General features: G+C 68.2%; 14 protein-coding genes. 5 read left to right on the plus strand and 9 right to left on the minus strand.

What is annotated here, in order from left to right:
• The first annotated feature begins 74 nt into the window (after positions 1–74).
• From OG225_RS23470 to OG225_RS23480, 3 genes are all read left to right on the plus strand, one after another.
• Complete coding sequence (locus tag OG225_RS23470) at positions 75–662, plus strand: peroxiredoxin (RefSeq protein WP_109527601.1); 588 nt, start codon at positions 75–77, stop codon at positions 660–662.
• Between the two features lie 96 nt (positions 663–758).
• Entirely contained in the window at positions 759–1,298 is a 540-nt protein-coding gene (locus tag OG225_RS23475; protein WP_405177281.1) for a carboxymuconolactone decarboxylase family protein, read from the plus strand.
• Positions 1,299–1,617: 319 nt separating this feature from the next.
• A complete protein-coding gene (locus tag OG225_RS23480; RefSeq protein WP_405183346.1) occupies positions 1,618–2,292 on the plus strand; it encodes a PhzF family phenazine biosynthesis protein in 675 nt (224 codons plus the stop codon).
• Between the two features lie 41 nt (positions 2,293–2,333).
• Here OG225_RS23480 and OG225_RS23485 read toward each other — a convergent pair whose 3' ends face one another.
• The 7 genes from OG225_RS23485 to OG225_RS23515 form a co-directional block, all read right to left on the minus strand.
• A complete protein-coding gene (locus OG225_RS23485; protein ID WP_405177282.1) occupies positions 2,334–3,011 on the minus strand; it encodes a DUF5134 domain-containing protein in 678 nt (225 codons plus the stop codon).
• Positions 3,012–3,286: 275 nt separating this feature from the next.
• Positions 3,287–3,427, minus strand: coding sequence for a hypothetical protein (locus OG225_RS23490; protein ID WP_405177283.1), 141 nt, complete (start codon positions 3,425–3,427; stop codon positions 3,287–3,289).
• A 141-nt stretch (positions 3,428–3,568) separates the two neighbouring features.
• Positions 3,569–3,751, minus strand: coding sequence for a hypothetical protein (locus OG225_RS23495; protein ID WP_405177284.1), 183 nt, complete (start codon positions 3,749–3,751; stop codon positions 3,569–3,571).
• Between the two features lie 9 nt (positions 3,752–3,760).
• A complete protein-coding gene (locus OG225_RS23500; RefSeq protein ID WP_405177285.1) occupies positions 3,761–5,365 on the minus strand; it encodes a DUF2201 family putative metallopeptidase in 1,605 nt (534 codons plus the stop codon).
• Positions 5,366–5,374: 9 nt separating this feature from the next.
• On the minus strand, positions 5,375–6,376 hold the full coding sequence (locus OG225_RS23505) for an AAA family ATPase (protein ID WP_405177286.1): 1,002 nt from the start codon (positions 6,374–6,376) through the stop codon (positions 5,375–5,377).
• Complete coding sequence (locus tag OG225_RS23510) at positions 6,342–7,511, minus strand: NF041680 family putative transposase (protein WP_405177287.1); 1,170 nt, start codon at positions 7,509–7,511, stop codon at positions 6,342–6,344. Before OG225_RS23510 ends, OG225_RS23505 begins: the two co-directional genes overlap by 35 nt.
• Positions 7,508–7,762 carry a hypothetical protein gene (locus tag OG225_RS23515; RefSeq protein WP_405177288.1) on the minus strand — a complete coding sequence of 85 codons (255 nt, stop codon included), beginning with the start codon at positions 7,760–7,762 and terminating at the stop codon, positions 7,508–7,510. The genes OG225_RS23510 and OG225_RS23515 overlap by 4 nt, the downstream gene beginning before the upstream one ends.
• A gap of 250 nt (positions 7,763–8,012) precedes the next feature.
• Here OG225_RS23515 and OG225_RS23520 point away from each other — a divergent pair, with 250 nt between their 5' ends.
• The gene (locus OG225_RS23520) at positions 8,013–8,861 is read left to right on the plus strand and encodes an IS5 family transposase (RefSeq protein WP_331758169.1); all 849 of its coding nucleotides are present in this window, start codon (positions 8,013–8,015) and stop codon (positions 8,859–8,861) included.
• 182 nt (positions 8,862–9,043) lie between these two features.
• Here the strand turns inward: OG225_RS23520 and OG225_RS23525 are convergent, their stop codons facing one another.
• Positions 9,044–10,705, minus strand: a complete 1,662-nt coding sequence (locus tag OG225_RS23525; protein ID WP_405177289.1) for an acyl-CoA synthetase — start codon at positions 10,703–10,705, stop codon at positions 9,044–9,046.
• 78 nt (positions 10,706–10,783) lie between these two features.
• On the opposite strand from OG225_RS23525, the gene OG225_RS23530 reads away from it, so the two are divergent.
• Positions 10,784–11,263, plus strand: coding sequence for a GNAT family N-acetyltransferase (locus OG225_RS23530; protein WP_405177290.1), 480 nt, complete (start codon positions 10,784–10,786; stop codon positions 11,261–11,263).
• A gap of 6 nt (positions 11,264–11,269) precedes the next feature.
• Here the strand turns inward: OG225_RS23530 and OG225_RS23535 are convergent, their stop codons facing one another.
• The gene (locus OG225_RS23535; RefSeq protein WP_405183347.1) at positions 11,270–12,493 is read right to left on the minus strand and encodes an aspartate aminotransferase family protein; all 1,224 of its coding nucleotides are present in this window, start codon (positions 12,491–12,493) and stop codon (positions 11,270–11,272) included.
• Positions 12,494–12,519 lie beyond the last annotated feature (26 nt).

The following is a 12,519-nucleotide window of genomic DNA, read 5'->3' on the forward strand; positions in this document are numbered from 1 at the left end:
GTCTTTAGGCAAGATCACAATCGAACGTTTCGCATGCTTCGCACACCCACCCTTACAAGGACGAGGAGATAGCAATGGCCCTGCTGACCATCGGCGACCAATTCCCGGCGTACAACCTCACCGCAGTCATCGGCGGTGACCTGTCCAAGGTCGACGCTCAGCAGCCCGACGACTACTTCACCCAGATCACCAGCGACGACCACGCGGGCAAGTGGCGGATCGTCTTCTTCTGGCCCAAGGACTTCACCTTCGTGTGCCCGACCGAGATCGCCGCGTTCGGCAAGCTGAACGAGGAATTCGCCGATCGTGACGCGCAGGTGCTCGGCGCCTCGGTGGACAACGAGTTCGTGCACTTCCAGTGGCGTGCCCAGCACGAGGACCTGAAGACCCTGCCCTTCCCGATCCTTTCCGACCTCAAGCGTGAACTGGCTTCCGCCACCGGCGTTCTCAACGCCGACGGTGTCGCCGATCGCGCGACCTTCATCGTCGACCCGAACAACGAGATCCAGTTCGTCTCGCTGACCGCGGGTTCGGTGGGCCGCAATGTCGACGAGGTGCTGCGCGTGCTCGACGCCCTGCAGTCCGACGAGCTGTGCGCCTGCAACTGGAAGAAGGGCGACCCGACCATCAACGCGGGCGAGCTGCTCTCCGCGAGCGTCTGACGTCGCACGCGATCAGCGTTCCCGAAATATCCGGCACGTGAACGAAATCCGCCACAAGTTGCCCGCACGCGCGGGGATGATCCGAGGAAATGTCGAATGAGCATCGAGAACCTGAAGAACTCCCTACCCGAGTACGCCAAGGACCTCAAGCTCAATCTGTCATCGATCGCACGCACCACCGTGTTGAACGAGCAGCAGCTGTGGGGCACCCTGCTCGCCTCGGCGGCCGCGACCCGGTCGGCGACGACGCTGCGTGAGATCGCCGAGGAAGCCGCCGACACCCTGTCGGAAGAGGCCTACAACGGCGCGCTCGGCGCGGCCTCGATCATGGGCATGAACAATGTGTTCTACCGGGGCAAGGCGTTCCTCGACGGACGGTACGACGATCTGCGTGCCGGTCTGCGGATGAACATCATCGGCAACCCGGGCGTCGACAAGACCGATTTCGAGCTGTGGTCGTTCGCGGTCTCCTCGATCAACGGGTGCGCGCACTGCCTGGAAGCGCACGAGAAGACCCTGCGCGACGCCGGTGTGTCGCGCGAGGTGATCTTCGAATCGCTGCGGGTGGCGGCGATCGTCGCCGGAGTCGGCCAGGCGGTGCAGTCCACCGAGACACTCGCCGCCGCGCAGGTCTGACAGCCGGGGTTTCCCGAGTTCGGCCCCGTCCCTCGCAGGGACGGGGCCGAAGTCGCCTCCGAGGCCCGGATCGTGCTCGGGAAAATGTGGGGTACGTCGCTCGATCGCGGACCGGCCGAACTCTCGCGGCGACGCACCGGTTCGATTCGCAACCATTCGGCTATCGCAAAGATCACAGGTCTTCCCCGAGGTATGGATGACCGTGCGCTTTGTGGCAAACACCGGATGCGGATACTCGACATCGGCCGCACGCGCTTTCGAGGGTCGGCGAACGGTCGGTAGGCTCACGGATATGGGCACACAGGGTGAACCGGAGGCCATGGGAACGCGGCTCGAGGTAGTGCGCGTGTTCACCGACGCGGCCGGGCGACTGGGCAACGAACTCGGAATCGCGAGGGCGGGTGATGTCGTGGCCGCCGACCCGCAGCTGCTGGCGGCACGCGCCGGATACAGCGAAACCGTTGTCGTCGCCGATCCCGTGGACGAGATCGCTCGGGTGCGCATCTACACACCCGCGGTCGAACTCCCCTTCGCCGGGCATCCCACCGTCGGCACCGCGTGGTGGTTCGCCGAGCAGGGCGTCCCGGTGCGCGTGCTGGAGGTTCCGGCGGGACCGGTGACGGTCGAACTGACCGACGGTCTCACCTGGATCAAGGCACGCGGCGAGTGGGCTCCCGATTTCACGTTCCACCAGCTCGACAGCGTCGAGGAACTCCTCGCCCTGCGCCCGGACGATTTCACCGGCGGACCGCACTACCTGTGGACCTGGACCGACGAACATCGCGCAGCCCTGCGCTCGCGCATGTTCGCACCGACCATGGGTATCGCCGAGGACGAGGCGACCGGCGCCGCCGCCGTGGCCCTCACCGCCCTGTTGCGCAAGGGCCTCAACATCACCCAGGGCAAGGGCAGCCAGATCTTCACCCAATGGGATTCCGACGGCTGGGTCCACCTCGGCGGCCGGGTGACTGCCGACTCGGTCATCGACCTGTAGGACCGATTTCGCGTACCGCCCACTGAATCGGGAGACGGAACTCAGCTCAGTGCCGCGGCGACGAGCATGTATACCGTGCCGAGATCCATCACCACATGCGGGATCGCCGCGGAGGGCGGGGTGGTTTCCGCGGGACCGGTCGCGTGTCCGAAGTGGTGACGGCCGGTGTGCGGGGCGGCGATCACGGCGACCGCGTCGATGCAGAAGAGTGTGGCGAGCGCGAGGGCCGGGAGCGGGGCGGGGCCGGAGCCGGAATGGCCCGACATGGCGTAAAGCATTGATAATGCGGCGATTACGTGATAGCCGAGGGCAAGGATCCGGTGCGTCGCGATCGCCGGGGTGCCGGCGCGCCACTGGACGAGACGGGTTGCCAGCAGTGCGGTGAAAACCACCGTGGCGGCGACGAGGACACCGTGGAGCGCGTGGGGATTCGCGCCGCGGGGGAAGACCAGCATGGTCAGCATCACCAGGCACATGACGAGATGGGCGGCGTCGGATTCGTGGTGGACCGCACCGATGCCCGACTCGACCGAGATGTCGTGCGGCCACGCATGGTCACCGCTGTCGGCTCCGCGCGGTACCGATGGGGACAGCGTCGATCCCTCGCTCCCGCGCACGCCCGACGGGGCGGTCATCCGCGCGGTCACCATCGCCGCGGCGACGAGGAACGCCGCAGCCACCACCCATCGCAACGCCGCGTATTCCTGCACGAACTGCACAGCACCCCACCGCCTTTCGTCACGACGATCGCGGCCACCGGTTCCCATGCTCGCATCCGGTCCGATCTCGCGGAGAAGAATCGCGAGCCCGGCCGACGACACACCGACGCGACTCGGACACACCGACGAGGCCTCGAAACGATGACGCGTGGACCGAGTCCGAATGGCACGGCTGCGGGCTCACCGCGAAACGATCACCGCCGAACACCCAAGCGGGATGCCCATTTCGGCGTTGGATGCCTGTGCGCGGAGCCATCGCCCGGCCGACCCCACCGCTATCCGGCCGACAACCGATCTCGCCGCCGCCGTTGCGACCACTCCGCCAGCACCCGCGACCCCGGCGGAGTGATCGCCGCCGCGACCAGCGCCTCCACCAGGAGATACGACAGCGCCACCACGGCCGATACCGCCAGCACTCGAACAACAGGACCGCGCCTGTTCCCACCGAACACGATCGTCCCCCTTCATCGGCTCGCCACGCAGCATAACCGTCCCGCGCCACCGTGGCACGTGAAACAGCTTCCCGCACTGCCAATTCGGCTCGCGGCACGCGCGGCTCAGCGCACCCGGAACACCGGCCCACGCGGACGGAACGGCAGGCTCGCACCGGCGGGCACCAGGAACGCGTGTTCGCGGCGAACGCGCAGGGCCTCGCACTGCCCGTCGGTGATGACGAGGATCGGTCCGTCGGCCGGGAAGTCCTCGGCGCGTTCGAGCATCCGGATGCCGGGTTGCAGCACCGTGCCACCTCAGCCGCGAACCCGCACCCCGCGCGTGATCTCCTCGACCGGCAGATAGCCCGCGTCGTAAGCGGCCGCGTCGCAGTAGACGACACGGGCGCGCGGCACGTCGCGGGCCGTGGCGTAGGACGCGATGGCGCCCAGTGCCTTGCCGAGCAGTGTCACGTCCATCGACCCCGACGTGTCGAGCACGACGCCGAAGGTGGGCAGGCGCACGTTCTCCTCGGGGCGCGTCCACGCCGGTCGCGGAATATCGGGCGTCGATGCCTGGCGACGCGACGCGCGGGCATAGCTGCGGCGCTTGTCCACCGTCGGCACATGTTCGTCGAACCAGCGAGCCAGCTGGGCGTCCCACGGCAGCGGTGGTTGGTCCAGCGCCCTGATCGCCTGTTCCAAGGCGGCGGGTACGGTTCCGCGACCGCCGCCGAGGTGGTAGGCCAGTCCGGTGACCAGCGCGTTGCGGTAGTACTCGTCCAGATCGACGTACCGGCCCGGCGTCCCCGGACGCGGCAGCGGTTCACCCAGGACGTCGCCGAGCCCGCGACCGCGCAGGGTGGCGAGTTTGCGTTGCCTGCGCAGATCCGTCGCGATCCGGTCGTAGACCTCCTCGGCCGAACAGCCTTTCAGGTCGGGGTCGTGGAGCAGACCTTCCGGCATCTGCCCGACGTCCATCTCGACCAGCCAGCCGTTGACCACGTAGTCACAGGCGATATTGAACAGATGAGGATCGCGCGCGCCGGTCCGTTCACCGTGGCGCAGCGCGGCGTGCAGCATTTCGTGGGCCAGGACGAATCGCCATTGTTCGTCGTTCAGGCCCGCCAGCGGGTTGATGTAGATCTCCCCCGCTTCCGCGTTCACGGCGGCGATCGAGATATCCCACGTCCGGGCGAGGTCCACGTCGGCGACCAGGGTCATCCCGGCCGCGAGCGCGCCGAGCAGTGGGTAGGAGGAGACGAACCAGCCGAGCGCGGCGTCCCACGGCCGTTTCGGACGCCGTCCGTGCTCGGCGTGCTCACCTCCCGCGGTGGCCAGCGCGTCGCGGGCCGCCGCGGCCAGTCCGGCGGCGAAATGGCGGGGATGGTCGAAGCGTTGCGCCGCCTCGACGTCGACGATGAGGAAATCGGGCGGGTCGTCACGGCGACAGCCCTCCGGCACCGTGGTCTCCCGCCAGCGCGCGGCGGTCTCGTGCTCGTCGGAAATTCCAGGGGGAAGCGGGAATTCGAGCGGACGACGCCCGATCTTCATCGTCACCAGGTACTGGTCGACGACCGCGCAGCAGGCCGCGCGATAGGCGGGGTGCGGTTGCCGCTGGTGCTGATGTCTGCCCGCCTGCTCGATATTTCCGGCCCGCGTGGTGCGCGGATCCAGGTGACCGAATCCGGCGTGCAGCAGACAGTGCGCGAAAACCCAGGCCCATTCCGATGCTTCGGCCCGGTGACGGGGGTGGTAGTAGATCACCTCACCGCCGATGTAGGCCCGGATGTCACTCGGCGCACCGGCATCGAGCGGACGGGGCCCGCACCGCAGATGACGGAAAGCCGCGTGCGATCGTGCTTCTCGCCAGCCGTGATCGATCGCCTCCGACCACGGATCGACCTTCGCCTTCTTCCGCACGCCCGGCCCCTAGCGCCGTGCGGCAAGGCGCGGCAGGTCGCGGCTGACCTCGATGAGGAACCAGGCGGGCAGCGCGGGCGCGCCGTCGTCGTCCGCCGCGATCACCAGTTGCGCGCATTCGACCGAGATCTCGGCGAGTTCGATCAGCATCGCCTTGACCCGGATCACGAAGCGGCCCAGTGACGGCGAGAGGTGTTCGCGCGCGCCGGGCAGATCCTTGATCAGCCGGGCCCGGAATGTCTCCGACAGGAAGTACAGCAGGTCGCGATCACCGGGATCGCGCGGCCAGCCCAGCTCGCCCTTCAGCACGGCTTCGAGGTCGTGGGCGTGCCGCAGGGTCTTGACGTAGGCGCGGAAGGCCGAGGCGTGGCCCGGGGTCAGGATTCCCGCTGTCAGCACGTGCAGAACCGTGTCATCGATATCGTCACCGCAGGAGTGCATGGCGTCGGAGAGCATGTGCCAGCCGCGCGGGGTCGAGAACGGCGCCTCGGTCTTGGGCGGCGGCGACCACAGATGATCGGGACGTTGGACGAGGTAGCGCACGATCCACGGGTGGATATCGTCGAGCGCGGCCCATTTCAGCCAATCGTCCACGTCGGCGCGCAGATGCAGGTGCACCATGCGGTTGACCAGCGCCGAGGCCATCGGTCGCGCCAGCGCGTTGTCAGTGGCACGGTTGCCCGCCCCGATGACCACCGATCCCGCGGGCAGTTCGTAGTTGCCGATCCTGCGGTCGAGGATGAGCGAGTAGAACGATTTCTGCACTTCCGGCGAGGCCGCGTTCAGTTCGTCCAGGAAAAGGCAGTACGGCTCGGGCCGTGCGATCGATTCCGGCGGCGCGAACCGGCTGCGATCATCGACGATCTGCGGAACACCGATCAGATCCTCCGGTGCGAGCTGGGTGCCGAGCAGAGTCACACATTCGAGCCCCAAGGATTCGGCGAAGGTCCGCACCAGCGAACTCTTAGCTTGAGATTTAAGGTTGTGGCCCCGGCGTAGCCGGGGCCACACGGGTTTTGCCGACCTCTGGATGTGGCGCGATGTGCCGGTTCTTGCTGCCTTTCGGGCGGCCGGGGCCGGGGCGTGAGGGTTTCGGCGCGCTGGCCGGATTGGGGGTTTTCCGGCGGAGGTGGCGAAACCCGCGACGGACGCGGGCGGGGGTGAGCCGGTGCGGGTCGGTGACGGGTTTCTCCCAGGGGCGGCGCAGGTCGGTGGTGAGGCCGCGTGCGAGCCGCAGCTGGGTGTGGGCGGTGAGGATCAGCCAGGTCCAGCGGTCGCCCTGGGCGGCGGTACGGACCCGGGGCCGGGTCCAGCCGAGGGTTTGTTTCAGGAACCGGAAGGTGTGCTCGATGTCGAAGCGGCGCAGGAACGCCTGCCAGTAGCGGTCCACGTCCGCTGCGGCGCTTTCGGCACGGGATGTCCACAGCCACACCGGTTTCGGGTTTCGGTCGCCGGGTAGCCGATCCACGGTCAACCGGATCAGGGCGCCCTCGATGATCGGTGGCGGACCGTCGAGGTCGGCCCAGGGGCCGCGGTGGGTGAGCCGGGGATGCAACCGGTGCCAGGCAGTGGTGCGGGCGGTGCCGTAGCGAAGGGTGTCGGTGCTGGTCGTGACCGCGGGCTCGGGATGGGTCGCCGGGTCGGCGAGGGTGAACACCGGGCCGTGGCGCGGCGGGCGGCCCGTGCGGGCCCGCGCGGCGGCGGGGAAGCAGAACACCCGATCCGACCGCACCCTACCTACCAGCTCAACCGGCAGATCCGCCAACAGCCACGCCAAGCGGCAGATATCGTAGCCGGCGTCGAACACGATCACGATGTCGCGATCCCCGGGCCGATGATGCCCGGCCGCGCGCAGCCGGGCAACCACGTCGCGGACCTGGGCGGCGGTCACCGCGGTGAGGTCCTCGTCACGGCCGATACGCTGCGCGTCCAGCAGCGCGCACCAGCTCGACGCCCCGGACTCGAGCGCGGCGACGAACGAGTACGGCCAGCCCGGGATCAGCTGCGCGTTGCCCTTGCCGCGCCCATAGGTATGACAGAAACAACGGTCGGCACTGGTCATAGCGTCGGGCCGCAGCCACGGTGACACATCCACCGCCAGCCTGATCCGGCCGCCGCGCTCACACGGGACCGGCAATCCGGTCACCGCCCGCCGCAGCCTGGTGACATCGAGCCGCCCGCCGCCAGCGCGTCGTACATACCGCCATGACCACGGCGATGCTCGGCCACCAGAGACAACCCGACCAGCGTGGTCACCGGCCCGTCCGCGCACAACACCGCCTCACACAGCTCGAACAACGCATCCGCTCGCGCGCTCGCACACCGGTACAACTCCTGCCGAAACGCCGACAACTCCCCGGCCGCACCCTCGCGACCAGGATCGTGCACACTGTTCATCGAAGCCCTTGGTTCATGAGATTCGTTCTGTAGCAAGATGAATCATCAACCAAGGGCTTCACCCATGATCAACCGGGGCGACCTACCCCAGCTCAGAGGTTAAATCTCAAGCTCAGAGCGCGTCTGAGATCTCGGTCACCGGCTGGCGTGTGACGCCGGATATGTAGAGGGACTCCCGGTACGACTGAGGTTTCCACACCAAGACGTCACACCGAGAGTCCCTGTGCCAGTGTCGCTTACCTGCTTGTGCTTGTCGTGCCCAGCCCACGGCGAGTCGCCGAAGTGCCCGTTCTATCCGTCTTCGTCGCTGACCGACCCGCAGTGGGCGATCCTGGAGCCGCTGCTTCCGCCACCAGGCAACACCGCCGGTAAGGGCGGCCGACACGAAAAGTGGTCGCGGCGGCTGGTGTGCGACGCGATCTTCTACCTGTCGCGCGGCGGGATCGCGTGGGCGCAGCTGCCGCACGATTTCCCACCTGCGAAAACCGTGTACGACATCTACCGGCGATGGACGAAAGCCGGTGCATGGCAACGTATCCACGATGCACTGCGTGATCGTGCCCGAGTCGCCGCCGGTCGGGCGCCGCAGCCGACCGCGGCGGTGATCGACTCGCAGACCGTGCGCGGTGCCGACACCGTCGCAGCGGGTACGGCCGGATACGACGCGGGCAAGAAGATCAAAGGCCGCAAACGCCACATCGCCACCGATACCAGCGGGCTACTGCTGGCCGTCGTGGTCACCGCCGCCTCGATCCAGGACCGCGACGCCGCGCACCGGCTGCTGGCCGCTGTCGCGGCCCGCTTCGCCACCATCACGCACGTATTCGCCGACGGCGGCTACGCCGGGCGACTGGTCATCTGGACGAAATCTGTTCTCGCCCAAACTATTCAGATCGTCAAACGCAGCGACACCGCCACCGGGTTCGAAGTCCTGCCACGCCGCTGGGTAGTCGAACGCACATTCGGCTGGCTCGTCAAACACCGCCGATGCGTCCGCGACTACGAAACCCGCCCCGACCACCACGAAGCCATGGTCTACATCGCTGCCATCCACACCCTCACCCGACGACTGGCTCACGCCAGCACACCAGCCACATGAGATCCCAGACGCCCTCTTACCGATTCCCGGTGCGCCCCAGAGGAATACCGGCCGGACGACGGCGACGTGCAGCAGTAGCTCCGGCAACTGATCCGGGGTAACCGTGACGGTCGCCTCCATACCTCTTCCCCCTCACGATGGCGCAGGTGTCGAAGATACCGACGGCCGTCGTGGTGGGCCATTCATTTTTCGCCGACCGATCCCGCGTCGCCGAGTCCGCGCAGCACTCGCACGAGGACCTTGCCGGTGGGAGTGCGCGGCAGTTCGTCGACGAAGACCACGTCGCGGGGCACCTTGAAGCGGGCCAGACGGGTTCTCACGTGGTCACGCACATCCTCGGCGGTCAGGGTATGCCCGCCACGAACCACGACCACGGCGCGCAGCCGCTGACCGTGCCGATCGTCGTCGACGCCGAACACGGCGGCCTCGACCACCGCCGGATGGGCGGCCAGCAACTCCTCGACCTCGGCGGGGAAGACGTTCTCGCCGCCGGAGATGATCATGTCGTCGTCGCGGCCGTCGATGAAAAGCCTTCCGGCGCTGTCGAAATGCCCGACGTCACCGGTCGACATCAGACCGTCGACACGCGCCTTGGCACCACCGCCGGTGTAGCCGTCGAACTGATAGTTGTTGCCGACGAAGATACGTCCGGTACGCCCGTTCGGCACTTCGCGGTCGTCGTCGCCGAGTATCCGCACCGTCGCGCTCGGCACCACGGTGCCCACGCAGCCCGGTTCGACCCCGAGATCGGCGGGGGTCGCGATGGTCGCGTAGGCCACTTCGGTGGAGCCGTAGACGTTGTAGAGCACCGGCCCGAATTCCTCGGTCGCCCGTACGCACAGATCCGCCCCGAGCGGCGAGCCCGCGACGAAGACGACACGTAGTCGGGAGAAGTCCTGTGCCGCCCGCGATTTCGGCCCGAGGTCGACCATCCGCCGCAGCATCACCGGCACCACGATCAGCGCGGTCGCGCGACGGCGGCACAGGCTGTCGAGCACCGCCTGCGGATCGAAGCGGCGGCGGATCACCAGGGTGGATCCGAAACCCAGTGCCAGCGTCGCGTGCGCGAATCCGAGGGTGTGGAACAGCGGGGCCGGACATTCGACGACGCCCCTGGCCCGCAACGGCACCCGGGCCAGGATCGCGCCGAGCGGGGCCAGCGAGGTGGGCGCGGCGCGGCGCGCCCCCTTCGGTGTTCCGGTGGTGCCGCTGGTGAGCAGCACGATCGCGGCCGCGGTCGCGGGTTTGCGCGGCGGGGTCCGCGCACCGGAGGCGACGAGGTTGTCGATGGTGTCGACAGCGGGGGTATCGACCCAGGCGCGGTAACTGCCGCGCACCGCCGTGTACCCGGCGAGCCGACCGGCGTATTCCTCGTCGTACACCAGCAGATCCGCGCCTTCGCGCGTCAGCACCTCGCGCAGCGCGGAACCGGCGAAATCGGTGTTCAACAGGATGATCCTCGCGCCGCATTTGGCGGCGGCGAAGACCGCGTAGTGGAAGCCTCGATGGTTACGGACCAGGATCGCCACACCCTCGCCGTCGCGCAGGCCGCGCACCCGCCAGGCATTCGCGAGCGCGGTGCTGCGGTCGTCGAGTTCACGGAACGTGACGGGGCCACGTTCGTCCAGGATCGCGACCCGGTCGCGGTAGCGCAGCGCCGCCACCGCCGTGAGCCCGCCGAGCATGCCCGAGCGCAGCACCGCGACCCCCATGCGGGCGAGGCGGTCGGGGCGCTCCGGGGTGATGAGCCCGGCGCGCACGGCCAATCCGGCGTAATAGGTTTCGTCGGCGGCACGGCGCAACGCACCGACGGCCGCCGATCCGATGCTGTCGGTGATTCGCATGTTCCGGGCCCTCACTGTCAGCGTCCATGCTGACACGCCGACTCGCCGCGCCCCGTCCGACCGGCCCATCATGGAGCGATGTCCAGCGACGCCGAGCACCGATTGCGGATCATCGTCGACGACCTCACCGGCCCCGAGATCGCCGCGCTGCTCGACGCGCATCTCGCGCAGATGCACGTGCACTCCCCCGACGACAGCAGTCACGCGCTCGATATCGCGGCGCTACGCGATCCCGCCGTCACGTTCTGGAGCGTGTGGGACCGGCGCGAACTGGTCGGCTGCGGCGCGCTGAAGGAACTCGCCCCCGAACACGGTGAGATCAAATCCATGCGCACCGTCGCGACCCACGCCGGGCGCGGGATCGCGACGGCACTGCTCACCCACATCGTCGAGGTCGCCCGCACGCGCGGCTACCGCAGGCTCAGCCTGGAAACCGGTGCGTCGGAGTTCTATCTGCGCGCGATCGATCTCTATCGGCGTCACGGATTCGCCCGCTGCCCGCCGTTCGGCGACTACGAGCCGAGCCCGCACAGCGTCTTCATGACACGGACGCTCTGAGCGCGGTTACCCCAGCGCCCGGGCGAATCCCTGGACCAGTGCGCCGATCTGGTCATCGGTCATCACGAACGACGGGGAGATCTGCAACGCGCCCTGCCCGGTGGCGCGCCCGGAGATACCGTGGGCACGAAGCGTTTTCACGAACGGCAGCGCTTCGGCCGGGTCGGCGAGCTGCACGGCGGCCACCGCGCCGATCCCGCTGCGCACCTCGGCGACGCGCGGGTGATCGGCCAGCGGCGCGAACTGTTCGTGCAGCGACGACTCGATCCGGGTCGCCTCGTCCAGCAGGTTCTCGCGCTCCATGATGGCGAGGGTGGCCAGTCCCGCCGCGGCCGCGCCCGCGTGGCCTCCGTAGGTGTAGCCGTGACGCCACCAGACGCCGCCCGCGAAGAAGGGTTCCGCGATGCGCGGCGCGATGAAAACCGCGCCCATCGGCATATAGCCCGAGGTCAGCCCTTTGGCGGTGGTCATGATGTCGGGTTCGAGCCCGAACCGCGACGACGCGAACCAGGACCCGCCGATGCGGCCGAATCCGGTCACCACCTCGTCGGCGACGAAGAGGATGTCGTGATCGCGGCAGATCCGGCGCACCTCGGGCAGGTAGCCGTCCGGCGGCAGGTAGACCCCGCCCGCGCCGATGATCGGCTCGCAGAAGAACGCGGCGATCCGTTCCGCGCCGACATCCTCGATCAGGGCAAGCAGGTCCTTGGCGTCGTCCCATTCGACGGTGCGCGCGTCGGCCATGAGTTCGCCGTACCCCTCGCGGTTGACCGGAATACCGGCCAGCGCGGTCCCGGCGACGTGCATGCCGTGGTAGGCGCGTGTGCGACCGACCACGATCGTCTTGTCCGGTCTCCCCACCTCGTGCCAGTACCGGCGGGCCAGTTTGGCCGCGGTGTCCACCGAATCCGAGCCACCCGAGGTGAAGAAGATCTTGCTGCCGGGCACCGGCGCGATCTCCGACAGTTTCCGGGCCAATTCCTGGGTGACCGGTTCGGTGATGTCACCGAAATTCGAGTAGTGCGCGATCTCGCGGAGTTGGGCGGCCACCGCGTCGGCGACCTCGCCGCGGCCGTGGCCGATATTGGTGAACCAGAGCCCGGCGGTCGCGTCCAGGTAGCGAGTGCCCGCCGTGTCGTAGATGTAGGCGCCCTCCCCGCGCGCCACGACGAACGCCCCGTCTCGTTCGACGGCACCCATATCGGCGAATCCATGCCACAACGCGTTCATGCCAACCACGTATACCTCATCATTCG

This window comes from Nocardia sp. NBC_01377, assembly GCF_045040005.1.
In the GTDB taxonomy this organism is placed as follows: domain Bacteria; phylum Actinomycetota; class Actinomycetes; order Mycobacteriales; family Mycobacteriaceae; genus Nocardia; species Nocardia noduli.